This is a genomic window from Halobacillus sp. K22, assembly GCF_052246795.1.
Taxonomy (GTDB): domain Bacteria; phylum Bacillota; class Bacilli; order Bacillales; family Halobacillaceae; genus Halobacillus.
Genome location: NZ_JBQQCN010000014.1, coordinates 34222 through 59720 on the forward strand (window position 1 = coordinate 34222; position 25499 = coordinate 59720).

The window sequence follows — 25499 nt, forward strand, 5'->3', positions numbered from 1 at the left end:
ATGCCGGCCAAGGGCCTGGCATACCGCTATTCCTGCTAGTTTTCTTTTACTTGCACTTTTAAATTGCTGCTGAAAATCGATGAATCCGGCGAAATACCGGCTTCCTTTTCATACCGCTTCTGCAGAAGACGCGTAACAGCTCCCGGCGTCCCGTCTCCAATCTGCAGATGATCAACTTTTAGGATAGGCACAATCTCAGAGGTACTACTCGATAAAAACATTTCATCAGCATATTGAAGGTCTTCAATTTGAAATGGTTCTTCTACAAATCCTACGTTTTCCGAGTGACAGAACGCTTCTACACGCATTCTTACACATCCGTGTAAAATGTTTTTCTTAGCTGGGTGTGTATAAACCTTTCCGTTCTTTACCATATATACGTTGGAAGAACTGCATTCCGTTACTTCGCCGTCTTTATGAAGCACCGCTTCGTAACAATTCTGTTCTTCAGCTGCCTGTTTGGCCATAACGTTCGGAAGAAGATTCAAGCTTTTAATATAACACCAGTCCCAGCGCACATCTTCATGGGTAATGGTATGGACTCCGCCAGCTATTAACTCAGTAGGACGTGGCAAATCTTTAACGTAAGCGTATAGATTAGCTGCTGTGTCCCTAGGAAAGGCATGGTTCCTCGGCGCAGAGCCACGGGTGATTTGTAAGTACACTTTCGCATCGCTTTCTACCTGGTTAAGTTCTAATAAACGTCCTAATTGCTCATACATTTCTTCCTGTGTATAAGGAACATTGATTTTTACAGCGGCTGCTGATCTGTATAAACGCTCAACATGTTCTTTTAGCAGATAATATTCGCCGTTATAGACGCGGATAACTTCATAAATGCCATCGCCGAACTGCAATCCTCGTTCCTCAAATGGATAGCGGAGTTCATCCTGATGAATAAAATCATCTTCTGTTAATATGCGATCATAAATGGTCATGGGATCGTCCTCCTTACAAATTCATTCATTAACGCCTAGTTTATCAAAAAACGCTGTCTTCAAACACGTTTTTACTCATGATCCTTCATTTTCCCTAAAGTTCTTCTTGAAATGTGGAAGGAAGGTTGGAAATAAGGGTACCGAAGTTTTTACCTTTGCACAAGTCCATCATGACTCCCGACTGATTAAAATTAAAGATGTGCACAGGTATTTGATGGTCCCGAGCTAACAATAAGGCCGATTGATCCATTACCTGAATATCCTGCAGCAAAACATCATTATAATTTAGATTTCCATATAATTTAGCATCCTGATTCGTTACAGGATCCGCTGTATATACTCCATTAACTCCCTGCTTGGCTACGAGAATGGAATCGCACTCCAATTCAATCGCACGCTGAACGGCAGGATAATCGGTCGTTACAAATGGCTGACCATTTCCACCCGCCAGTATGATGATATATCCTTTATCGAGATGGTACATGGCTTTTAAGCGTATATAGGGTTCGGCTACAGAAGTAATCGGGATCGAAGTCATCACCCGAACCTCTTTTTCTGTTTTATTTTTCAGAACGCCGCGAAGCATCAGACTGTTAATCACCGTGCCAATGGTTCCTATATTATCTGCCTCGACTCGGTCGATTCCCCACACTTCTGCCGTTTTCCCTCTGAAGATGTTACCTCCGCCTACCACTAAGGCAACCTCCACACCAGCTTCCGTCAGATTCAAAATTTCATTCGCTATATGTTCAAGGCTATTATGATCAAAATTTTCCTGACTGTCTCCACTAAGCGCTCCTCCACTTATTTTCAAAAGTACTCGCTTATACCTCATCAACATGTCCTCCCCGGTTTAAAAAAAGAGCATAGACAAAAGTCTATGCTCTGAATTGGGAGCGGAAATAACAAACAGGCCATTGATTTACTAAACGATACGTAAAAAGCCCCCATTGTCTCCGCTCCTCTCCTGTTATTAGCTACTCATCATTTTATCATATGCTGTCAGGGAAGTAACGTTTCTTCACTGGATAGGTACGTTTACTTGAAAGCTTGGTTGTTCACTTGGAATATCTTTTCCCTTCTTATCAATGAGCGGGTAGAAAAGCAGGTTGAGATTATCGGTCTTTTCGTGTACATCAAAATCTTCCACCTCTACGTACTGAAAAGTAGAAAACGTGCCCTTTACCGTTCCTGTAGTTTGCCCACTAAAGTTTGTCCCATTGGTATCTACAACTTTGACCAAAAACTGAACAGCGCCGTCCTCTTTTTTCCACTTATGTTCCTTCTTTTGCGCCAGATCTACTTTCCCGTAAGAAATTCCCAGATAGAGTGTTCCTGTATCCATGCCATGATATAAAGGAGTGATCTGGACATCTGTACCTTCAACCTCTATAGGCGACGAAGTAAGAGAAACAGGACGCCTTTCAGGGGAAGCTGTCATGGGATAATCCTGCCCCTGTGCAAGCTGGTTAAAGTCTTTGTTGATCTGAAAAAATATAATAACGATCAGCAGAACAGCCAGAAAACCATAGAGTGCCCAACGGAGTGCTTTCATCGCTTCCACCTCGCGCATCCGATATAATAAATCTTTAGAATATTATACCAGATATTTTACAGCCTTCCGCATAACTAACCGAAGATAGTAAAAAAGACTGTCTCCGCGGGGGTTAGTAAGGTCCACGCTCGACAGTCTTCGCTATTATAAGTATTTCTTCTGTATTTTTTTACCACTGTAGCTGAATACCACATCTCTGTGTTCTATTCTTGTTTCTAAATGTACGGGACGGCCCCACAGTTGATATACATAAGGGATAGTTTTCTCCAAATAACTGGTATCCAGTTCCACATCTTCATAGTGATGCTTTAAATATAGCTCTCCACTCTTTATATAATCTCCGTCCTGAACCGTAATGTAAGGGAAGCCCCCATTGACTCTCATCGTTACCAGCTGATCCCTTACAGCTTCATGATCCTTATCCGTGATCTTATATTTTTGGCCTTGCTTTTGGAATAAATATAAATCTTCCTGACGCACAAGCTCCTTGGTCAAATAGTTTCGAATGAAACTTTGGTCAGATTCTATTTCACGCACTTCGAACATTTTTTCTCTACCGGAATTTTCTTGAATACCGTGCTTCTTCATTTCCTCGGTCGGGTTATCATATCTGTATTCAATATCCTCAAATATTTTTAACCCTAGGTAATAAGGGTTAAGCTGAGTTTTCGAGGGCTGTACGACGCTTGCGTTTAACTTGGCAAAGTCGATCACTTCATCACTGGTCAGATCCATCTCTCTTAAAATCCTGGCATGCCAATAAGAAGCCCAGCCTTCATTCATGATTTTCGTTTCCAGCTGCGGCCAGAAATAAAGCATCTCTTCCCTCATCATTGTTAGAATATCGAGCTGCCAGTCCTCGAGCTCCCGGCTGTATTGTTCAATAAATAAAAGCAAGTCCTTTTCAGGTCGTGGCGGAAATTTCTTTTTCTTACGGTACATTGGCTGATCTTCTGAAGATGATTCATCGATCTTCCAGATATCATCATATGGAGTTGATAAGGTTTTCTCTTCACTCTCTTCCTCATCCATGGTCCAGGCCAGTTTCGGACGCACAATTGATGGATCGATATGCTCCTGGATCGCAAGTACAGCGTCTAAGAAAGACTCCACCTGCTCTTTTCCATACAACTTATCATAAGAAGCAATTCGTTCAGCCGTCGCTGCCATGCTTTCCACCATGTCACGCTTTGTATTTTGGAAGCGCGCATTATTCTTGAAAAAGTCACAGTGAGCAAGTACGTGTGCGACAATCAGCTTATTTTGTATCAAGCTATTGGAGTTTAATAAAAAAGCGTAACAAGGATTTGAATTAATCACCAGCTCATAAATTTTACTCAAACCGAGATCATACTGGACCTTCATTTTGTAATACTGTTTTCCAAAGCTCCAATGAGAAAAACGCGTCGGCATTCCGTATGCTCCAAAAGTATAAATAATATCATCAGGACAAACTTCATAACGCATCGGGTAAAAGTCAAGACCAAATCCCTTGGCAATCTCCGTAATTTCCTTGATCGCATTGTGCAGCATTTTCTGGTCCTCTGGTTTCAAAGGGCCCCTCCTCCTTTGATTTCACTTATCTTACTATATGAGAAGGAGTGAGAGAACATGAAAGATTGATGCCTCTAATCTTTCATTAGGGACTAGAGAATTTTAGCCATAGCATACTCATCTACCCATTGATTATTTACACATAAAGAATCACGTTTTATCCCTTCTTTTATAAATCCAGCTTTCTTGTACAGCTGGATGGCTGGCTCATTATGTACCATTACAGTTAACTCCATACGGTGGATATGATGCTCGCGCGCCCATTTTTCCATTTTCCTGAATAATTGAGCAGCTATTCCCTGTCCCTGAAACATTTTCATAACACCCGTAACAATCTGCGCAGTATACCGATTTCGCTCCGCACGTCCGCCCACACACATAATATGCCCCACCAGCTCCCCATCGTTCTCAGCAGCCAGTATAACCGCATTCTCCTGCTCCTGAATGCTTTTGAGCATGGTTTCTGCTTGTTCTATACCCATCTGACGTTCCCCAGCTCCATATAAAAGAAAATCAGTTTCTGCTTCCAGTTGTGCTCCTAACTTAACGTAAGCTTCAGCCATAGTTGGCGTTACTTTAATAATTTTCATGACAAGCACCTCCTTTATCTCTTTTGGCTCTGATAAACCTCCGTGTTGAATTTACAGTTAAGCTTCCGTTTCTTTAAGAATCGATTTCGAGATATTGGTGATGAGGAAGGTCCAAAGAGGGACGACTTCGCTTTCCGGCCCTGCATGACGCAGGAAAGTGTTCAAATGTGGAATCGCCCCGAAAGATACGACCAGCATAAGCCGACCGTCAAAAAGGATTGCGGTTTTTCCATCCGTTGATGAGCGGCTTATGTCTCGAGTGTCTGGGTGATGGAACAAGACGAGTTGTTTCCGTAGCCTCCCTCACCTACTTTTCGACGACGGACCTGAATGATCTCGAAACTGAGTCTTACAGTGTACGGCCCTATAGCTTAATATGCCTTTCATAAAACCAACCATAATGTTTACCAGAGACTACTTTTTAAATGATTGGCTCTATTGTATCAAATTCAGTGGAATGCAGGACGTCTCTGCAAGCAAAAAACCAGGTCCTCTTTCGAGGTGCCTGGTTTTTTCAAACTATCTGGCTTCTGGAAATACACGGTCAACCATTTGGCCGAATTCCTGGAAGAAACCACGTACTGGCTCTCCATTTTGCACATCATCCACATAATTATTGGTTAAATCGATAAAGTCAGGATTAGTGGAAACATAAACATTGTTTATATCCTGATCTGTATTTTTTACAGCTTTCGTAATATCCTTTTCCATCTTATCCGTCATATTCTCTTCACCGCTGTTATTGTCCATGACTGCTGCCACATACGCATTATCACGTGTCTTTAACACGTAAGCTTCGTCCACACCTTTAACATTCTTCTCAATATTAATTGCCGCGTCTTTAGCTACTTGATAATTTGTATTATGAACCATACCCCGGTCGTTATCATAACGGTTTGTCCGATTACCTTCTTCGTACATATTGTCAGCCATCCGCTGAAAACGCGTATTTTGCACGCCTTCATAGTTATCCTGGCCTGTACCTGTTTCCTGTTCTGCTTGACACGCAACCAGAGAGGATGCAGCTAAAAGACCAATAGCAAATGCTCTTATTTTCATGGTTTATTCCTCCTTAGGCAGCTTACACATAGTATGTGAAGTTCAAAAGCAAATATGCGATGAAGCATCTGCCGGAATAAACCTCCAAATTCCATAATAAAAAGGCCTTTCTGAGAAAGACCCTTTATCCTGTAAATGGTAAACTCCACCAAATATTAAAAAATAGGATAATAACGAATAAAATAGCATTAATAAATAATAAAAATATCGGCAGCAGTTTAAACGGACCCGTAAGCCCTGTGTACATTTTCCTTAAGAAGTAAAAACCAGCAATTAGTACTATGTATAAGAATAAGAACCAAATCCACTTATAGTTCGTGGAAGCATCCACGCCTATTTCGTATCCGATTGCATAAACCAGCCAAGCACTCAAAAATACCATAATGGAAAAGGGAATAAATCTTCGTTCCCCATTTAAATGGTGTATGGATAGATAGGCACCTACTATTAAGGCTGCACCAATAATTTCACAAAACAAAACCATCACACGATTAGCTGTACCTGCTTCAGCTGTTACGAAGCTTAAAAGTAAAAAGACTCCGAATGCGATGACCCCGCCAAAATTTACATATTCCCATTGTTTCTTGGTCACCACTGTAATCTCCCTTCATATTCCTTAAGAACAAATTAAAAGTTACTATACCATCATAACAAACCACGGCATAACGTGTGGCAAAAAAGCACAAAACGCCTCGTATTTTCCAAAAATGTGACGAACTTTCTGACTGATAATTACCCGAATCGGAGACAATAAAAACAATCCTTTTAAGAAGGATGTGACCCAGTGAATTATCAGGATTATGACAAAGCACTGCATTTTATGATCTGGGGTCAGTGGGATGATTTACTTGTCCTTATGGTGCGCACGCGTGATCAGTTTTTATCCAAAAAAATTGAAACGTTCCTGCATGCCAGCTATTACCCTGGACACGAAAGCCAGATGCTTGAGTCTCACGAAGCTTTGTTAAATTATATTGATCACGCTCAAACAACCCTCGCCTACCCGGCATTCAGATAGATGCAAAAAAATACCACCTCAGGTCATCCATAATTTGGATGACCTGAGGTGGTTATAAATGGTAAAAAAGCAGATCTCCGTCTGCTTTTTTACATTCTTGGATAATCCTGATGAATCGAATGAATGTGCATTTCATCAATTAACATATGTTTAGGTGCTTCAAGCATATAAACGATGGCCTGGGCTACTTCTTCTACCTTAAGCCAATTTGATTTTTGGGGATCTCCCTGTGTGCTGTTTGCGAAGTACGTCTCCACTTTGCCTGGGTTAATGGTTCCCGCTCGTATTCCGTCACTTCGTACTTCCTGAGCTAAAGACCCCATAAAACCTTGCACCGCATATTTCGTAGCTGTATAGAGTGAGCCATTCTCAGAAATCGTGTACCTCGAAACATCAGAAGCTACCGTCAATATCGTACCGGATTTTTGTTTTCTCATAAACGGGAGCACAGATTTTGAGGAGAGAAAAACGCCTTGTACATTAATATCAAACGTTTTTCTCCATTCTTCGACTGTTACAGATTCTACGGGTTTGCTTTCCCCAATTCCTGCATTATTTATTAAGATGTCGATTCTGCCGTAGGCATTACTCGTCGCTTGGACAACATGATCTACGTCGTTTTCATTGCTGACATCCGCAGTGAATGATAGTACATCTGTATGCCCTTCAGATTTTAAATCTTCCCGTGTATTGTGCACATCTTCAGAGCTGCCGAGAATGGAAAGCTTAACTCCTTTGGCCGCAAGTTGGAAAGCCACCTCACGGCCTATTCCCCGTGAGGCTCCCGTTACAATAGCCACTTGGTCTTTTAACACAGGACTCTTCCTCCTTTACGTCCTTTCTGGTTTAAATTCCGTTTTTACCTTATAATCCAGTTGGAATAGATCGTGCCGGCGATCCTGCAACTGCCTAACAGTGCCTGATTTGCGCTGACGTCTTAAAATCTCTAAGTCCACATCTCCGACCACCACGGTTTCAATGTTCGGATTGCATTCGCCGACAATTCCATCACGGGCAAATTCAAAATCGGAAGGAGTGAAAATACCGGACTGAGCATATTGGATGTCCATGTTTTCTACTTGTGTCAGGTTCCCTACAGTACCAGAGATAACCGTGTAAACCTGGTTTTCTACCGCACGAGCTTGAGCGCAGTATCGAACCCTCAGGTAACCTTGGCGATCATCCGTACAGAACGGAACAAAGATAATATTTGCTCCCTGATCCACAGCGTACCTCGCCAATTCAGGGAATTGGATGTCGTAACAAATCTGAATGGCTATTTTTCCACAGTCGGTATCAAATACTTTTACCGCGTCGCCCGGCTGAATTCCCCACCATGTACGTTCGTTGGGAGTTACGTGAATTTTGTATTGTTTTTCAATTGTGCCGTCTCTTCTGAATAAGTAGGAAATATTATAGATCTTATCATCTTCCTCGACAAAGTGAGAGCCACCAATAATATTCACATTATACTTCACGGCTAAATGGGTGAACATTTCAATATAATCTTCCGTGTAATCCGATAATCTCCGTACGGCTTTAGACGGAACTTTTTCTTCTAAAAATGACATGAGCTGAGTGGTGAAAATTTCAGGAAAGACCGCAAAATCACTGCCATAATCGGCGGCCACATCTACGTAATACTCACACTGCTTTTTAAATTCTTCAAAAGAATCGATATTTTTCATCATATATTGAATGACCATAATCCGAACGGGATTACTCGTCTTAAAATGCCGTTTTGTACGAGCACGGTAATCAATGTTATTCCATTCCATCAGGGTTGCATATTTGGAAGAAAGATTGTCATCAGGTAAGTAATTCGGATTGATCCTCATGACGGTGAAGCCGTTCATAATTTGAAAGGTGAGTACTGGATCATAAATATTCTGACTCCTGACCTCTTCTACATATTCCCGCGGGGTCATCTCACCCTCATACTTGTGGTAATTCGGGATCCGGCCTCCGATGATAATGCTTTTCAAATTTAGTTCTCTAGCCAGATCTTTACGTGCTTCATACAAACGCCGGCCAATCTTCATCCCACGGTACCCAGGATGAACCATGACTTCAATTCCGTAAAGATTGTATCCATCGGGGTCATGATTGGTAATGTAGCCTTTGTCTGTAATATCGTCCCACGTATGCCGATCGTCATATTCATCGAAATTAACAACCAGACTGGAGCAGCTTCCAATAATTTGTCCATCAAATTCCACGACAAACTGCCCTTCAGGGAATATTTTCAAATGGCTTTCCAGATGGTCTCTCTTCCATGGCTCCATGTTTGGAAAGCAAACTTGCTGTAATTCAAAAATCTGCTCTATATCTTTTTCCTGCATATGTCGTACGATCATTTTCTTTTCATATTGAGTTAAGTCAATTTTAGACACGTAATCCCTCTCCTTATTATCTTTCTTCCCTCAATTCTATCGTACTTAACCCATAAAATCCGAGTCCAGAATCATCCTGCCTATTTTTTCAGAAAAAGCTCCCGATTGCGTACCATCGGCTTCGTTTATTTGTGTAGAAAAATGAGGGAGGTGGGTGGAGGAACTAAACTTCTTTTTGCATGACCTTGAAGTAACAATCCAGAAAAAGTTCTATGATAGGAGTTTTTCTGCTTCTTAGATAGTTCCGTAGCACCTTATATGGCAAGATCCCGAGAGGAACAGCGAGACTCCTGCAGAATGATGCACCGAAATAGAGTCTTACAGATAACGCCCCTATTGTGTAAAGACACGTTTTATGATTATTTTGGCAAAAAGATTCCTCATTATTCTAAACAGAGCATTTACAATTCGTTTATTTTCAACGATCTCTATATAACGAAAAAAGCTGACCCGGAAGCAGGACAGCTCTTTATTTTATCTAAATTTACGAACGTACCATTTCAATGCTTCATTTAATGAGCTGTCGAATAATTTCTCCCGCCAGTATAAATCGGCGGTCTGAGACACTACATTATTTTTGGCAGGGTATGGGTGGATAATATTAGAAACTGACTGGAATTTCTTATTCAATGCCTGAACTGTCCCAATTTCCTGCATCCATTCGCCAGCTCCTTCTCCAATAGCATGAGCTCCGACGATCCGACCCCGGTTTGTGGTTAATACTTTAACCAGCCCGTCGGTGTGACGCTCAGCTATAAAGCGATCATTATCGGCTAGATTCGTCTTAAAGGTCAAGAGCTTATCACCGTACTGCTCTCTTGCTTCCTCCTCTGTTAGCCCGAGGTGGTAAATTTCAGGGCCTGTGTACACCACCCACGGCACCTTTTCATAAGATGCTTTTCTTGATAATCCAAATACAGCGTTGGAAACAGCAATTTTCCCTTCCATACCCGCAACGTGAGTGAACGGCATGGATCCATTACAGTCTCCAACCGCATAAATATGGCGTTGTGTCGTTCGCATCGCTGCATCAACGGCAATTGTACCAGTGGACGTTTCTACTCCAGCCTGTTCGAGATCAAGCTTATCTATGTTCGCTTTTCGTCCAGTGGCTACTAACAACTTATCAACATTAAGAAGATTCGCGGAACCGTCCTTCTTATAATGAATTTTCACGCCTTCATTCGTAGATTCCAGACGCTCCACATTTGCCCTGGTTATTACCTGTAATTCCTGCGATAATAATCCTTCAGCAAGACCAGCAATTTCCTCATCTTCTTTTACTAAAATCTGTTCGCCGCCTTCAATTACAGTCACCTCTACACCCAGACGGGACATCGCCTGTGCGAGCTCTGAACCAATGATGCCTCCTCCAATAACCCCGAGTGAGGCCGGCCTTTCCCGTAGAGAAAAAATGGATTCATTTGTCAGATAATCGACATTGTCTATACCCTGGATCGGTGGTACAACGGGAGAAGAACCTGTAGCTATGACAAAACGTTTCGCTGTAATTGTTTTTTCCCCCACCCGCAAGGTATGTTCGTCTTCAAATCGCCCTTCTGCCTCATAAATATCAATTCCAAGCTTAATGAAACGTTCTTTGGAGTCATGGCCCTGGACATCTTGAACGGCTTCTGCCACTCGTTCCATCGCACCTGTAAACAGCCGGTCATAGTCAGATTCGCTGAAGTCGGAGTACTGCCCGGCCTGGTGGACTTCCCTGGCTGCTTCAATCATAGCTTTTGAAGGCATACACCCATAATGCAGACAGTCCCCGCCAAGCTCACTTTTTCGTTCAATAAGAGCAACAGAAGCTCCAAAGCTTGCCGCTCCTGCAGCAACGGTTAGACCGCCTGATCCACCGCCTATAACGGCTATCTGGTAATCATAACTCATAAGCGGCCCTCCTTCTCCACATATCCATAATAGGCTTCTGTGAAAGCTTCCATTCGTTTTCGGTTTACTCCCATATCGGAGTAGCCCGTTCGAGAAGCCGAACGGAAATGAACCTGCTGATCTGCTTCATCCAGATAAAACTCTATATCATCCTTAAATCGTAGTAGTTTCGTCACAACGATAGCATGAATATATTGGTCTTCCTCACCTTCTACCGTAGTCCTGTCCATTTCTTTCAAAACTTTCTTAAGTATTTCTTTCGTTGAATTCAAATCTCCATGGAACGGTAAAGGTTCCATATATTTATCTGATTGTTCAGTTTGAGTTGACACACAGTTCGGGGAATTAGGACATTCAGCCAAGCTGCCGTCTTTAACTCCTAGATATTGTTTTCCCATGCTAAATCACTCCTTTTCTTTACACTACCTTTATATTCACGTTTAATCCAATAAAAAAACACCCTAGACTCTCTAGGATGCTTTTTCACCTTTATTTTTATGTTTTTGCGGCTTCTCCTTCGATTGACCAGGATTCGACTTCGGTTTGTCTTTTTTCTTGTCCTCAGAGGATTTCTTTTCCGGCTTCTCCTTCGATTGGCCAGGATTCGACTTCGGTTTGTCTTTTTTCTTGTCCTCAGAGGATTTATTTTCCGGCTTCTCTTTCGATTGGCCAGGATTCGACTTCGGTTTGTCTTTCTTCTTTTCCTCAGACGATTTCTTTTCTGGCTTCTCCTTCGATTGGCCAGGATTCGACTTCGGTTTGTCTTTCTTCTTTTCCTCAGACGATTTCTTTTCTGGCTTCTCCTTCGATTGGCCAGGATTCGACTTCGGTTTGTCCTGCTTCTTATCCTCGGACGATTCCTTTTCTGCCTTCTCTTTCGATTGGCCAGGAGAGCTCGGTTGACCCTTGTCCTTATCTCTACCCTCCGCAGACTGCTTGTCTGATTTATCTTCTTGTTCCACTTTCTCCCTATCCTTTTTCAAGCTTGAAGTATCAGGACTCTTACTTTCACTCTCTTTTTCATCAGCTGAGCCGTGTTGGTCTCCAGAGGAATTCTGCCGGGAATTAGACGAATTATTACTATCTTTATTCTCTTTGGAAGTTGCCGGTTTATGGTCTTCCTTTGTAGTAGTTGAAGGTTCTTCTTTAGAACCTTCGGGGTTTCTTAAACTTGAAGAGTTATTATTCTTCAAATTTTCACGTTTCGGTGATTTTTCATAAAAAGATCGAATCGTTTCTTTTTCTTCGCTCATTAATTGCAAGGAGTTTATACTCTCTTTTGTAGCTGAATCTTTTTCGCCCAATTTCTTAGCTATAAGCTCATTGACTGATTGATTCGTTTCGAGCGCTTCTTCCCGAATGGATGCCGGGAGAATATAAGCTGCCACTGACAAATCTTTTACGCGCTCCGAGAGATTATTTTCCAACGTTTTGGCAAGGCTTGCTGTTGGGTCTGCTTTTAAATAACTAATGCCGATCAGCACTTGTTTTTGTTGATTCATCCAGCCATTTTCCTTACTGAGGTTAATCATTTCAAAAGCTACGTCGGAGACATCTCTTTTTTTCCAATCAGTAAGTAGATTCATCAATTTTTCAGCTTCTTCATTAAGAGGTGTAATCTGCACTACTTGCAACTGGTTATTTAATTTTAATTCCAAACTTGGATTAATATCTATATTTACATAGGCATAAGCCTTACTGCTTCCATACCATGTATAAAATGGCAGGCAAGCGAGCACAAGTATCAAGGCAATGATGCCTGCTTTCCATGGAGTTACTATGGATAACCATGGGCGAAGGGGTTCGTTATTTGAGACCGCCTGAAAATGGACTTCCATACCGACTTCCGCTTCATGGAGCCTTAATGCCCGGTGAAAGCTTCCATCATGGGTCATCACAATGGTATATCCCTTTTTCTGCTCCATGACAATGCCTTTTCTCACACCCCCACCCCTTTCAGGTAGTCGTTGAGATATACATAATCTCCGTCAAAGATGAGAACTAAGGCAATGATAAATTTCCGGTTTCTTTCAAGCGTTTTTTTACTTACATCCACCTCACGTACCAGCTCTTTCATAGGAAGCCGTCCTTTATGAAGGACCTGCTCCCTAAGTGCCTTATGGTGATAAACGATTCGTGCCGTTTGCACGGCTGAATCTCGTGCATCCTTATGCTTAGGAGAAGCATCCACTAAATCATCGAGCGACAAATCATACTTCTTTAACTGCTCTTTAAATTCATGGATTTCTTCACGTCTGTACCACGCCTCTTTCTCCATTTGATGCCGCTCTCTGGCTGCTGCCACCTCAGAAGGATTCTCCATCTGCTCTTCCTCATGGTTGAGTTCATCCAGAGAAACAGCCTGGGGATTCTTTCTTTCATTACGGATATGATCGATTACTTTCCGTTTGATAACGAGACGGGCAAAGGAAAGGAAGGAACTGCCTTTATCGCAGGAATACGCTTGGATGGCTTCATTAAACGCTGATAAACCGATACTGAATTCATCGTCTTTGCCGGGATCTATATATCTTTTACATACTTCAGAAACACTTTTGGCAATAAAAGGTTGATACTGTTTGAGGAGTTCATTTCTAGTTTCCTCATCCCCCTGTTTAACGGATTCAATCTGTATATCAAGGGAGGTGTCTCTTTTTCGTAATAGACGTTTGATCAACCTTCACCACCTCCAGCCATTAATAGTTTCGAATTAAAAACAGAGTTTTTGGGTGTTTTTCAATAAAAATATTTCAATTGTGTTACAAAAAGGGGTCAACCCATACTGCCAAAAGCCGTTTATTTTTTAGCCATCCAAACATGTATTTTTGAGATATGTTATTAACCATGACTATTGTACTGAATATTGGGGCACGGGTCTACCACATCAGGGTTACATTTTATTAAATCTATATTTCAAAAATTACAACCTATGAACTATACAAAGTACTGTTTTCCATAGAAAAAGAATTAATATGTATACCAACATGTCTAAATTCCTATGATAAAAACCACATATAGTGAGGTTTACATATGGCTCCGGGAGGTTAAACCTGTTATGTAGAGCGCAAATAAAAAGGAGGATCCAAGGAATGAAGGCCGTATTATTAAATTGCAGTTTAGAAAAAGGCACAAAAGAAACCGACACCGAAAAGCTCCTCCATGAATCCGCTCAAATATTTCAAAGGGAAGAAATTGATGTGGAACGCATCCACTTGAGGGACTTCCACATTAACTTCGGGATTACGGACCAGTTAGACAATGAGGATGATTGGCCATTTGTTTTCGAGAAGATACTGGGCGCTGACATTTTGCTTCTGGCTACTCCGATCGCCATGGGTGATAAGAGCAGTCTAGCTTCATTAATCTTAGAAAGACTTCAGGGATACCATCGGTTGAAAAATCGAAAAGGGCAAGGAATTTTCTATAATAAAGTTGGAGGAGCTATCGTCGCAGATGGCGGAGACGGCGGCGCTCGATTAGCAGCTCAATCGATCCACTACCGCTTATCCATGCTCGGCTACACTTTACCCCCTCATGCCAGCGCAATTTGTAATGAAAAGCTGGAAGACCCCGCTCAAAGTGATTGGGATTGCATTGAAGAAGAAGTCGTAAGAATGACTTATAACGTTATCCACTTCGCTGAGCTGCTTCATTTTAATCCCATCCCCGTCATCGGGAATAAGCTAGATGACAAAAAAGTGCCGCCAAAAGTTTAATCTTTGGCAGCACTTTTTTCATAATAATAATCAATCGGAACAGCAAGACCTACTCTTCCTTCTATGTCATCATGTAATGTAGCAAAAACCACCGCAATGACTTCTCCTGATTCATTAATAACCGGACTTCCTGAATTCCCTTTGTAAATCGGGGCATCGAGCATAAGAACAGGATCATTCCAATCACTGAGATTCTTGTATCCAAGCACTGTGCCCTGGTTTGCAATTCCAGTAAACCGGAGAGGATTACCAATGAAATAAACATGATCATTTTCTTCGAAAGTCGTTTGCGCAGCCAGCTCCAAGTGAGGGAAATCTTCGCCATCTGCCTTCAGGACAGCTAAATCTACTTCAGGATACTGCTCCACAACCTCTGCTTGAAACAAGCCCTTGTCAGGGAAAGCTACGGAAATACGTTTTTCATCCTCAATTACATGGTGGTTTGTAAGAATGGTCCCGTCTGCGTTTATAGCAAACCCTGTCCCCTGGCTCTGTCCTGCCTCCACTACCACAACCGATTGTTTATATTCCTTCACCTGCTCATCAGAAGAGAGCTTTGCTGAAGTCATTAGAAAATCTACGGCCGGAATAGAAAACGTATTGGGCAGCACAGCTACAATGTTAGTGACCATCATGATAGCAATCAACCAAAAAATCCATTTTGGAAAAGGGCGCCGGCTCTCTAATTCTTCTTTTTTTAAACGTTCTTTCTCGTAGGCCTTCTGCCTCTCTTCCTGAACCAGTTCATATAACTCTTCATCGTCTATTTCTTCATATAGATCTTCATCTATGATATCACGCTTATCGTTATCGCGATCATTCACGTGCGGCCCCCCTTAAGACAGGAGAATTGAAACTACATGGCACTGAGTTTTGCTGATCCTTGCTGCATACGGTACATTTGGAAATATTGGCCCCCATGAGCGATCAGTTCCTCATGCGTTCCCTGCTCCACCATTGTACCATGATTTAATACAAAAATTTGATCCGCCTGCTGAATGGTCGATAGACGATGCGCGATAACGAGCGTCGTCCTCCCTTTCTTCAAAACTTCTAAAGCTTTCTGGATCATCTGCTCAGTTTCTGTATCAATATTTGCTGTAGCCTCATCCAAAATCAGAATCGCTGGATCAAAAGCCAGAGCTCTGGCAAAAGAAATCAGCTGCCTTTCTCCCATAGACAATGAACCACCTTTTTCCTTTACCTGAGAATCATATTGTTCAGGAAGTTTCTCAATAAAACGATCCGCTCCCACAGCCTTTAACGACTCTATAGCCATTTCCCGGGAAATACGGTCATCGTTCATCGTTACATTCGACAAAATCGTCCCTGTAAAAATAAACGGATCCTGCAGCACTATCCCCATATGGCTTCGGACTTGTTGACGTGACCATTCTGTCGTTGGGTACCCATCGATTGTCACTTGACCAATTTGAGGGTCATAGAAACGAAACAGCAAGTTCATAATCGAGCTTTTACCAGACCCTGTATGGCCAACGAAAGCAGCCGTCTGCCCAGGTTCCACTTGAAAATTAATATCCTTTAATACAAAATTATCATCTTCATAAGCAAACGATACGTGATCAAAAGCGATTTGACCGCGATACCGCGCTGTCTCACTACTGTTTCTTTCTTCCCCTTCCTCTTCTAACAACTCAAATACCCGACCGGCTGCTACACGGGCTTCTTCTAGCTGAGGCAGCTGATTCACCAGATCTGTCACAGGCTGGAAAAGCCGATTTAAATAGTCGACAAAAGCGTAAAGTACTCCAACAGTGATGATCCCTTCCGCTCCAAAAGACTGGGAACCAAAATACCAGAGAAAACCTACGAAAGCGATATTACGAAGGACATTTACCAGATTAAAAGAGGTGAGGGCACTTAATCGAACCAGTTTCCTCTGGTAGCTGAAGTGCTGATCATTTAACTTCTCGAACTCTTCTGAAGTCTGCTTCTCCTGTCTGAATGCCTGAATAATGGACATTCCTTGAATCGCTTCATTAATATTACCATTCATATCACTTACTGTAGATCGCACCACTGTATTGTATTTACCGCCAAAATGCTTATACATCTTCATCCACCCATAAATAATCGGAATCAGCAGCAGACACATAAGAGCTAACTTAACATCTAATAAAAACAGCGCTACGTAAATTCCTATCATATAGAAAAAGCTGGTAACGAAAGTAGCCAGTACTTTTACATACAGTTCACGAATCGATTCCGTATCATTCGTCACTCGAGCCACAATTTTTCCAGCTGGCTGATTGATAAAGTATCGCACAGGCAGCTTTTGGATATGTGTAAATAAATCCTCCCTCATTTTACGAATAATCCGATTGGACGATCGTTGCAGAAGAAAAGTGTGGGTGAACTGAAAAAAGGCTGCAATAAACAATAGTCCGACATAAATGCCAAGAAGCCAGTAAATGGACGGAATTTCCGGTTGGAAGAAGCGGTAAAGCTGCTGCAGCGATAGTGACTGTGCCTTAGCCGTGTACGTCTCCTCCGGAGTCTCTATCCGTATCCTGTTATCTTCAATGGAACGATTGCCGTTCGCTGGCACTTCCTCCGGGATGAAATAATAGGAGCGTCCTACTTGTAAAATCGTTGCTGTTCCACTGATTTCCTCTCCCTCTTCCAGGCGGTCATCCCGCTTGTAGAGACTGCCTTCGTAACGACCTGTATAATCATCAGCCGACTCGACCTTATGCCATTGATCTTCTATTCCCACGATATGTTCGTCGATCAAACGCTTGGCTATAAAAGGTCCTGTGAGCTCCAAAGCTACAGCTATAACAAGGCATATTAGACCAATGAAAATGTTTTTCTTAAAATTCAACGCATATTGGAACAGTTTACGTTCGGTTGTGGCTTGTTTTCCTTTCATTCTTCCACCTCCCCATCTAACTGCTGGCGCTCATATTGGGTTTGGTACCAGCCGCCCTGCCTAATCAGCTGAGCATGGGTCCCTTCCTCTGTTATGCGACCTTCATCCAGTACAATAATATGGTCTGCATGGGTTACCGCAGACAGACGGTGAGCAGCAATCAGAGTGGTTTTACCTCGTCTTTCTTTTCGCAAATGATCAATTATATTGGCCTCGGTTTTTCCATCTACTGCAGACATCGCATCATCAAGAATCAAGATCTCAGGATTCATGATAAAGGCACGGGCGATCGAGACTCTCTGCTTCTGACCACCGGAAAGAGTTACGCCGCTTTCTCCAACCTTTGTATCCAGCCCAGCCGGCAGGTTCTTTATATCTTCAAGAAAGTATGCCAGCTTTAAAACTCTATAGATCTCGTCATCAGTTGCACCTGCTTTACCGAACTGAATGTTTTCACGAACGGTTTTCGAAAACAGGACCTGGTCCTGAGGCACGTAGCCAATCCATGAGCGAGTAGTACCCAGATCAAGTCGGTGAATATCAATTCCGTTAATCAAAAGCTCCCCTTCAAGCCCCGGGTATTCCCTGAGCAGCTGACGGAAAAATGTGGTTTTCCCCGCTCCTGTTTTACCTACGATTCCGATTGTCTGCCCGCGCTCGATCGCTATATTAATTTTTTGTAGTCCTTTGGCTTCTGATTGAGGATACTGAAAGCTTACATCTTTAAATACAATTTGGTCCGGGCTGTGCACGTTCCTCGGCTCTAAGGGATTTATAACATCCGGACGATAATCAAGCGTCTCATTGACCCGGTCCAGGGAAGCGTTTCCTCTCTGCAGCACATTAATTAATTCTCCGACTGCAAACATCGGCCAAATTAACATTCCAAGATAGACGTTGAAGGAAACCAGCTCTCCAAGCGTCATAACATTTTGAAATACGAGCGCTGCTCCATATCCGAGTCCAATCGTATAAGAAAGACCAACAAGGACCTGGATCGTGGGCTCAAAGAGGGCCTCAATTTTTGCCACTTCCACGTTTTTGTCATATACATCTTCCGTCATCTGCTGAAAACGGTGGTCTTCATTTCTTTCTTGAACGAAAGCACGAATCACCCGGACGCCGCGTACCGATTCCAGTACATTGTTATTCATCTCTCCAAAAGCCGTCTGAGCTTCTGTAAAGCGCTCATGAATGACTTTTCCATATTTGTTCATTGCAACGGCCATAATCGGCAGAGGAAGCAGTGCAGCTATCGTAAGCTTCCAGCTGATCGTAAATCCCATCATAGCAATGATCATAAACATAAAGACGGTAGAATCAATTAAAGTTAAAATCCCGAAACCGGCGGTCATCGTGAGCGCCTTTAAATCATTTGTTGCTCTTGCCATCAAATCTCCGGTCCGGTTCTTACCGAAGAAAGTAGGAGTCATTCTTAGAAAGTGATTCATAAGCCTTGAGCGCATGGTTCTCTCCATAATCATGGCTCCGCTGAAGAGCGTGTAGTCCCATAAATAAGACAACGAGTAACTGGCAATAATGATCCCCCCATAAAACAGGAGAATTTCTCCTAATTTTTCCGGGGTAAGAGTGTTGAATTGAATTTCATCAATCGCCATTCCTACCAGTTTCGGAGGAATAAGATCAATTGCACTAACGACGATCAGCGCTATAATAGCAAACGAATATCGTTTCCAATAGGTTTTAAAAAACCATCTTAGTTTAACGAGTACACTAAACATACCTGTCACGTCCTTTCATTCTTTCCTTTACTAGCCGCTTTCTTTCCAATCTTCTTTCCATTCTTTCCTGATCACTGTGTTCTTCATTTCATAAGTGCCTCCTTGAATTCTTTTATTTATGTTAAACAGGCGTATTTCACCTGTACAACAACAAAAAAGCATACGCCGGCTACGACGTATGCTTAACATATACATACTGAATAGGGGCACGTATTTACGCGGCCCAAGTAAATCGCTCATTCTTTGGAGAAGGCGACGTTCATCAAACGTCCCTGCTGGCCACGACATCTATGAAGTTTGAGGTTTGCTGTTCATTTACGTTTTTCATCGTCGTGACCTCCTTTGGTATGAATGATTATTAATTATATAATTTTCAAAAAATTAATTCAATGGTCTATTTGAAAAGTTTCTGTAAAACCTTTTAAATCGTATTCCTACCGGATGTTAACATCCTTCCCTAATAGCAGAACCAATGCAAGAGCTGCCACAATGACAAAGACAAACACAATAGACAAGGGGCGTGAAACATTTGCCCTTTTCACAGCTTCCCAACGGACTGGTCGTATACCGCTGATCGAAAAAATAGTAACTGCCGCAAGTAAAATCGACATGATGTTGACCACAACGAGTAAAAAAGCTCCATACGCATTCATATAAGACCCGTTTCCAAAAGACATGCCAAGAGCTACACTTGGCGGCAGTAAAGCAACAGCTACCATTACGCCAACAAGATTCCCTGAGAGTCGGTTTAAAAAAGCCAGCGCGCCCGCTGCACCGGATGCTACCCCAAGAAAGATATCCACTATTGCTACTTTCGTGCGATCCAAGTATTGATCCGTGCCCATTCCCATATCTGTGAAATAACCAAAAAGCACCGAGACGATCAATACAATCGCTACCCCGTACATAGAAGTAACCACCGATTTCCAGAGCAGCTTATAATCCCCTAGTATCGATGAAAATGCGATAGCAATGACAGGGCCGATCATGGGAGCGATGACCATCGCCCCGATGACTACAGCCTCACTGTCTTTTAGAAATCCAACCGTCGCTACAATAGCGGACAATATGATCATGAGCGAGTAGTTCAAATTGATCTGACTATTCTTTTCCACGTAATTCAAGAGTTCATGACGACTGGCTCTTAATAGAAGTGCTTTCTCCTTCTCAGACTCCTCTTCTTCTTTTGCTTTTTTCGATTCTTTATGGAGTGTATCCTTTGATAAATACGTTTGAACCGGGATTAGCATGGTCTCAAAGCCTTCTACAACGTTAGATACTTCTTCCAGGTAATCAAGAATTTCTTCAACTCCGCTGGTTTTGACAAGAATCCGGACAAGTGTCCTTTCCTCGGACTCACTGGAAATCCAAAGCGATTGATGGTCATACTCCTGGAGCTTCTCATTAATGGATTCAAAATGATGGTCCGGAATATAAACTTCTATCAATTGGAGATTCATACGATCCCTCCTTTCAATCCTGTGTGCGAACTGGATTTTTTTAATAATGTGCCCTTTTTTCCGCATACTAATTACACGCTTGCAAAAGGAGGGAATAGAATGGACCATTCAACGCTTCCGTTACAGTTAGATAACTATCTGGATCGTTTAAAACAACATTTTAATGAAAGCCCTGACCTTATTCAGAAAGTCTTCCAAATAAAAGGACAAGAAGTAGTGCTTCATTTTATTTCCTATCAAATTAAAAAAGACCGTTTGGAAAGAGAACTGCTGGAGCCCCTCACGAAATCTGAGAAGCCGTGGTCGGTTCACGACCTTCAAAATAAAATCCCTCTTGCCTCTTCCCAGTCCGTTACTTCGATTGAAAAAATTGCTGAGCACATCATCCACGGAAATGTGGTTGTTTACCTTCCTGGCGAAAAAGAAGCCGTGGCTTTTCTTCTTCCTCAGCAGGAAACGCGCGCGCTTGATCGTGCGGAAAATGAATCTCTCGTATTCGGTCCGCAGATCGCGTTTACAGAGTCTCTTGTTACCAACTTGAATGTCATCCGCTGGCGACTGGACATTGATGATTTAGTCGTTGAAAAGCTTATTGTAGGTGAGCGGATTAAAAGTGAGATAAGAATCGTTTATTTGAAATCACTTGCTAATGAAGAAAATGTAGATACTATGCGTCAAAGAATTAAAGATTTAAAAGTGGCGGAAATTGAAGATACCAGTGTACTCGGGCAGTTGATTGAGGATTCCTCCAGTTCTATTTTTCCACAGCTTATTAATACCGAGCTTCCCGATCGTTTCTGCAACTCTATTTCCAAGGGGCGCGTGGGGGTACTCGTGGATAAAAGTCCAACCGCTCTTATTGGTCCAATGACACTGTTCAGTTTTTTTGAATCTACCGAAGATTTATATATGCGCTGGAATATGGGGAGCTTCATAAGGGTTTTACGCTTTGTCGCCATGGCTCTTTCGATTATACTCACACCTATGTATGTAGCTGCGCTTACCTACCATTATGAAATCATCCCTGCTTCTCTGCTCGTGTCACTCGGGCAGTCGCGCGCCATGGTGCCTTTTCCACCTGTACTCGAAGCGCTGCTCCTGGAGATGCTGATTGAATTGTTACGTGAAGCCGGAGCCCGGCTACCGACAAAAGTTGGTCAAACCATGGGTATCGTGGGTGGTATTGTATTAGGACAGGCAGCTGTGAAAGCCGGTTTCACCAGTAACATTCTGATCATCATTATTGCGCTCAGTGCACTTGCTTCCTTTACAGCTCCGAGCTATTTAATGGGGACGGCGATTCGTATCATCCGCTTTCCAATGATTATCCTTGCCGGAGCATGGGGGTTAATAGGCATTATGTTTGCACTCAGCTTTATCATCATTCACTTATTAAAACAAAAATCGCTTGGAAGACCTTACCTTGCTCCTATCTACCCATTCCAGTGGAAGGACATCAATGACTCTCTTATAAGGCTTCCTTTTCAAAAAAATAATTCCCGGCCTTTGAATGTCATGCCTAAAGATACAGAACGCTATGATCAGAGTAAGGCGGCTGAGAAAAAAGATGTGGATCCTTCATGAATACCAATTTGATTATTAAGCCAGATAGAGCTGTAGAAGCTTTCTATCTTTTTTTCATCGTGCATACGTTACAAATCGGGGCGGGACTCATGGGAGTCCCGCGTGTCATCTTCACAGAATCAGGAGCTGATTCCTGGATTGCTATTTTATTAGCCGGTGTTTATCTGCATTTTGTAGCCTGGATTATGATTTTAATTTTAAGAAAGTATGACAATGCGGATATTATCGGGATCCAGTGCGATGTATTTGGCAGGTGGCTGGGGAAAACGCTGGGAATTGTGTATGTCATCTACCTTTTTTTCATACTTTTGAGCGTTATAAAGAATTATATAGAGGTCGTTCAAGTATTTATTTTTCCAGAGATTCCTGTATGGCTTATGAGTGCGTTTTTACTATCTCTTATGATCTATGCCGTTCTTGGCGGATTCCGAGTGGTAGTTGGAACGAGCTTTATCTTTTTCCTGTTAACCATATGGATGGTGATTACAATCTCAAAACCGATCAGCTATATGGATTGGGCTCATTTTACTCCTATTCTTCAAACCGGTGCTCTTGACTTGCTGAAAGGAGCTTATAAAACGGCTTATTCTGTACTGGGGCTGGAGATTTTATTTTTTGTTTATCCCTATATTAAGAACAAGAAGAACATCGCCCTGCCGCTCCATGCCGGTTTAGCATTAACAACCTTCTTAATATTACTCGTAACGGTTGTGTCGATTGGTTACTTCAGTCCTGAACAGCTTAAAGAAACCGTCTGGGCCACCCTTTCTTTATTTAAAATCATCAGCTATCCCATTGTAGAACGATTCGATTTTATCGCCATTGCTTTATGGATGATGGTGATTATCCCCAATATCGTTTTATTTTGCTGGGCCTTGGTTCACTCACTAAAACGTCTCTTTCAAATGCCTGAGAAACCAAGTATATATGGCGTTGCTCTTTTACTGTTTCTCGCTTCTATTCTAATCGAATACCGCGTGCACATTAATCAGTTAACGGACTGGACCTCAACGCTCGGTTTCTGGCTTGTGCTTGTATATCCGGTTATTCTCTATCCCCTTGTACTCATTAGAAAAAGATACAGGAAGGAAAATTCCGCATGACTTACAAAAGATTGATCATAATGGTCTCTCTCACTTTCTTGTGCACCGGCTGCATCCCCAAAAGTTATATTGAAAAACTAGGCATCATTACCGCTGTAGGATACGACCAGGCAGGGGAGAGTTCTTTAAGAGGGACGATGGTTATGTATCAGTTTGATCCAACTACTACCAGTGCTTCTCAAGTGGTAACGAGTGAGGCAGCTACCTCAAAAGGCCTCCGCTTAGAAGCGAACAAGATGACGAGTCATCGATTAGTCTCCGGTCAGGTAAGATTAGAACTCTTTCAAGATCAGTTAGCCTCCAAGGGAATGACCAGATATATGGATACCTTGGAAAGAGATGCCAAAGTTTCTGATATGGGCCTGTTAGGAGTGAGTGAGGAGCCAACGGCTGATTTATTGAAGTTGAATGCCAACACCAAAGAAGCTTCAAATTCCGGGGAATATATTAAGAAAATGATTGAGAAAAACATAGAAGATGATCTTCTGCCAGATGCAACCCTCCGAACGTATATACATGATTATAACGATGTGGGGATTGATCCTACACTCCCAATGCTGTCCACTAAAGATGGAAAAGCGATCATCAGCGGTCTGGCTCTCTTCCAGGATGATAAATATACAGCTAAACTATCGTCGCAGGACATTTTCTACTTGTTGTTATTAAAAAATGAATATAAGGATGGCCAATTTCAACTTCAGCTTCCTGATGAAGCATTAAAAGAGTTTCATAAGGCGACTTCTGGATCTTCTGAAGATGGTCCGCTTCACCTTTCCCTTCATGAAATTGACAGTAAATTGACCATCGATCCCAAAAAGGGGGAGCCGACCCAACAGAGGATAAAAGTAACCATGGAAGCAAGGCTTTTGGAAATTACGAAGGAGATAGATTTAAAAAATAAAGAAGCGATCAAAAAGCTAGAAAAAGAAATAGAGAAGAAAGTAAAAGCAGATCTTGAACAATTCCTGGACGTATTAAAAGAAAACCAAGTGGATCCTATTGGTTTCGGAAAAGTCTACAATGCCAAAAATCGTGAAAATCGCGTAACAAAAGAAAACTGGCGCCAGCAAATTTCCGATCTAAATATATCTTTTGATGTAAATATGAAACTTCTGCGCCATGGGATTGCTGAATAAAAAAAACCTGGACGAGAAGTCCAGGTCTAACCGAAATAATCAAATTCATCGGGATGTTTTCCGATTCGTTCACCCGTGTGAAGAGCATTAATGTTTTCCATATCCTCATTTGTTAAAGAAAAGTCAAACAAGTCAGCATTTTGTGCCTGCCGATTCTTATTAGAAGACTTAGGGATAATAATTACTCCATGCTGCCAGTGCCAGCGCAGAATGATCTGAGCTGCCGTTTTCTTATAATGCGCAGCAAGTTCCTGAAGCACAGGTTCATCAAAATAGTTTCCACGTGCCAGCGGAGACCATGCTTCCAGTAAGATATCCCGGTCTTGGCAGTACCTCAACAGATCTTCCTGATAGAGACGAGGGTGGAACTCAACCTGGTCCACAACAGGCTTCACTTGCGCTTCCTTCATAAGCTCATCTAAGTGATGCTCCATGAAGTTACAAACTCCTATTGCCTTAACCCGGCCATCACGATATAGTTTCTCCATTGCTTTCCATGTGTCTGTAAATTTTCCTGGTACCGGCCAATGAATCAAGTAAAGATCTAAGTATTCAAGACCAAGCCGGTCTAAACTGCGTTCAAATGCTTCAAGCGTCTCCTTATAGCCTTGCTCATCGTTCCATACTTTTGTGGTGATGAATAATTCTTCTCTTGGCACACCGGACTCGCGGATTCCTCTTCCCAAGCCCGATTCATTACCATAAAAAGAAGCGGTGTCCAGATGTCTGTATCCAATATCCACGGCTGATTTAACCGCTCGGACCACTTCCTGCTCTTCTTCCATTTTATATACGCCTAGGCCGAGCTTCGGCATGTGTATTCCATTGTTCAATGTTACCGTTTCTGTTAAACTCACTGGAT

23 protein-coding genes are annotated in these 25499 nt (G+C 42.2%); 5 read left to right on the forward strand and 18 right to left on the reverse strand.

What is annotated here, in order from left to right:
* Positions 1 to 35: 35 nt before the first annotated feature.
* The 7 genes from dat to ACTWPM_RS11480 form a co-directional block, all read right to left on the reverse strand.
* Positions 36 to 938, reverse strand: coding sequence for a D-amino-acid transaminase (gene dat, locus ACTWPM_RS11450; protein WP_443133175.1), 903 nt, complete (start codon positions 936 to 938; stop codon positions 36 to 38).
* 94 nt (positions 939 to 1032) lie between these two features.
* The gene (gene pyrH / locus ACTWPM_RS11455) at positions 1033 to 1776 is read right to left on the reverse strand and encodes a UMP kinase (RefSeq protein WP_443133232.1); all 744 of its coding nucleotides are present in this window, start codon (positions 1774 to 1776) and stop codon (positions 1033 to 1035) included.
* A gap of 183 nt (positions 1777 to 1959) precedes the next feature.
* On the reverse strand, positions 1960 to 2493 hold the full coding sequence (locus ACTWPM_RS11460) for a hypothetical protein (RefSeq protein ID WP_443133176.1): 534 nt from the start codon (positions 2491 to 2493) through the stop codon (positions 1960 to 1962).
* A 144-nt stretch (positions 2494 to 2637) separates the two neighbouring features.
* Positions 2638 to 4026: a SpoVR family protein gene (locus tag ACTWPM_RS11465; protein WP_443133233.1), complete on the reverse strand. Its 1389-nt coding sequence runs from the start codon at positions 4024 to 4026 to the stop codon at positions 2638 to 2640.
* A 113-nt stretch (positions 4027 to 4139) separates the two neighbouring features.
* Positions 4140 to 4637, reverse strand: a complete 498-nt coding sequence (locus ACTWPM_RS11470; RefSeq protein ID WP_443133177.1) for a GNAT family N-acetyltransferase — start codon at positions 4635 to 4637, stop codon at positions 4140 to 4142.
* A gap of 519 nt (positions 4638 to 5156) precedes the next feature.
* Entirely contained in the window at positions 5157 to 5696 is a 540-nt protein-coding gene (locus ACTWPM_RS11475; protein WP_443133178.1) for a YhcN/YlaJ family sporulation lipoprotein, read from the reverse strand.
* 124 nt (positions 5697 to 5820) lie between these two features.
* Positions 5821 to 6288 carry a hypothetical protein gene (locus ACTWPM_RS11480; protein ID WP_443133179.1) on the reverse strand — a complete coding sequence of 156 codons (468 nt, stop codon included), beginning with the start codon at positions 6286 to 6288 and terminating at the stop codon, positions 5821 to 5823.
* A 192-nt stretch (positions 6289 to 6480) separates the two neighbouring features.
* Between ACTWPM_RS11480 and ACTWPM_RS11485 the strand changes: the two genes are divergently transcribed.
* On the forward strand, positions 6481 to 6714 hold the full coding sequence (locus ACTWPM_RS11485; protein ID WP_089753888.1) for a YhdB family protein: 234 nt from the start codon (positions 6481 to 6483) through the stop codon (positions 6712 to 6714).
* An 89-nt stretch (positions 6715 to 6803) separates the two neighbouring features.
* On the opposite strand, the gene ACTWPM_RS11490 is transcribed toward ACTWPM_RS11485, so the two are convergent.
* The 6 genes from ACTWPM_RS11490 to sigI all read right to left on the reverse strand — a co-directional run bounded on the left by ACTWPM_RS11490 (position 6804) and on the right by sigI (position 13680).
* Positions 6804 to 7529, reverse strand: a complete 726-nt coding sequence (locus ACTWPM_RS11490) for an SDR family oxidoreductase (RefSeq protein WP_443133180.1) — start codon at positions 7527 to 7529, stop codon at positions 6804 to 6806.
* A 15-nt stretch (positions 7530 to 7544) separates the two neighbouring features.
* Entirely contained in the window at positions 7545 to 9107 is a 1563-nt protein-coding gene (locus ACTWPM_RS11495) for a GNAT family N-acetyltransferase (RefSeq protein ID WP_443133181.1), read from the reverse strand.
* Between the two features lie 474 nt (positions 9108 to 9581).
* On the reverse strand, positions 9582 to 11003 hold the full coding sequence (locus ACTWPM_RS11500; protein WP_443133182.1) for a dihydrolipoyl dehydrogenase family protein: 1422 nt from the start codon (positions 11001 to 11003) through the stop codon (positions 9582 to 9584).
* Positions 11000 to 11401, reverse strand: coding sequence for a DUF1499 domain-containing protein (locus ACTWPM_RS11505; RefSeq protein ID WP_443133183.1), 402 nt, complete (start codon positions 11399 to 11401; stop codon positions 11000 to 11002). Before ACTWPM_RS11505 ends, ACTWPM_RS11500 begins: the two co-directional genes overlap by 4 nt.
* A 72-nt stretch (positions 11402 to 11473) precedes the next feature.
* Entirely contained in the window at positions 11474 to 12946 is a 1473-nt protein-coding gene (locus ACTWPM_RS11510) for an anti-sigma factor domain-containing protein (RefSeq protein WP_443133184.1), read from the reverse strand.
* Positions 12943 to 13680 carry an RNA polymerase sigma-I factor gene (gene sigI / locus ACTWPM_RS11515; protein ID WP_443133185.1) on the reverse strand — a complete coding sequence of 246 codons (738 nt, stop codon included), beginning with the start codon at positions 13678 to 13680 and terminating at the stop codon, positions 12943 to 12945. The genes ACTWPM_RS11510 and sigI overlap by 4 nt, the downstream gene beginning before the upstream one ends.
* Positions 13681 to 14092: 412 nt before the next feature.
* Between sigI and ACTWPM_RS11520 the strand changes: the two genes are divergently transcribed.
* The gene (locus ACTWPM_RS11520) at positions 14093 to 14719 is read left to right on the forward strand and encodes a flavodoxin family protein (protein ID WP_443133186.1); all 627 of its coding nucleotides are present in this window, start codon (positions 14093 to 14095) and stop codon (positions 14717 to 14719) included.
* Here ACTWPM_RS11520 and ACTWPM_RS11525 read toward each other — a convergent pair.
* The 4 genes from ACTWPM_RS11525 to ACTWPM_RS11540 form a co-directional block, all read right to left on the reverse strand.
* Complete coding sequence (locus ACTWPM_RS11525; RefSeq protein ID WP_443133187.1) at positions 14716 to 15543, reverse strand: S1C family serine protease; 828 nt, start codon at positions 15541 to 15543, stop codon at positions 14716 to 14718. The genes ACTWPM_RS11520 and ACTWPM_RS11525 overlap by 4 nt on opposite strands.
* Before the next feature lie 32 nt (positions 15544 to 15575).
* Entirely contained in the window at positions 15576 to 17612 is a 2037-nt protein-coding gene (locus ACTWPM_RS11530; protein ID WP_443133188.1) for an ABC transporter ATP-binding protein, read from the reverse strand.
* A complete protein-coding gene (locus ACTWPM_RS11535) occupies positions 17609 to 19354 on the reverse strand; it encodes an ABC transporter ATP-binding protein (RefSeq protein WP_443133189.1) in 1746 nt (581 codons plus the stop codon). The genes ACTWPM_RS11530 and ACTWPM_RS11535 overlap by 4 nt, the downstream gene beginning before the upstream one ends.
* A gap of 434 nt (positions 19355 to 19788) precedes the next feature.
* On the reverse strand, positions 19789 to 20814 hold the full coding sequence (locus ACTWPM_RS11540) for a TIGR00341 family protein (RefSeq protein ID WP_443133190.1): 1026 nt from the start codon (positions 20812 to 20814) through the stop codon (positions 19789 to 19791).
* A 99-nt stretch (positions 20815 to 20913) separates the two neighbouring features.
* On the opposite strand from ACTWPM_RS11540, the gene ACTWPM_RS11545 reads away from it, so the two are divergent.
* Genes ACTWPM_RS11545 through ACTWPM_RS11555 form a run of 3 tightly spaced genes read left to right on the forward strand, consistent with a single transcriptional unit; the run spans position 20914 to position 24637 of the window.
* Positions 20914 to 22398, forward strand: a complete 1485-nt coding sequence (locus ACTWPM_RS11545) for a spore germination protein (RefSeq protein WP_443133191.1) — start codon at positions 20914 to 20916, stop codon at positions 22396 to 22398.
* On the forward strand, positions 22395 to 23501 hold the full coding sequence (locus ACTWPM_RS11550; protein ID WP_443133192.1) for a GerAB/ArcD/ProY family transporter: 1107 nt from the start codon (positions 22395 to 22397) through the stop codon (positions 23499 to 23501). Before ACTWPM_RS11545 ends, ACTWPM_RS11550 begins: the two co-directional genes overlap by 4 nt.
* On the forward strand, positions 23498 to 24637 hold the full coding sequence (locus ACTWPM_RS11555; RefSeq protein ID WP_443133193.1) for a Ger(x)C family spore germination protein: 1140 nt from the start codon (positions 23498 to 23500) through the stop codon (positions 24635 to 24637). The genes ACTWPM_RS11550 and ACTWPM_RS11555 overlap by 4 nt, the downstream gene beginning before the upstream one ends.
* Before the next feature lie 26 nt (positions 24638 to 24663).
* Here the strand turns inward: ACTWPM_RS11555 and ACTWPM_RS11560 are convergent, their stop codons facing one another.
* Positions 24664 to 25494 carry an aldo/keto reductase gene (locus tag ACTWPM_RS11560; RefSeq protein ID WP_443133194.1) on the reverse strand — a complete coding sequence of 277 codons (831 nt, stop codon included), beginning with the start codon at positions 25492 to 25494 and terminating at the stop codon, positions 24664 to 24666.
* Between the last annotated feature and the right edge of the window lie 5 nt (positions 25495 to 25499).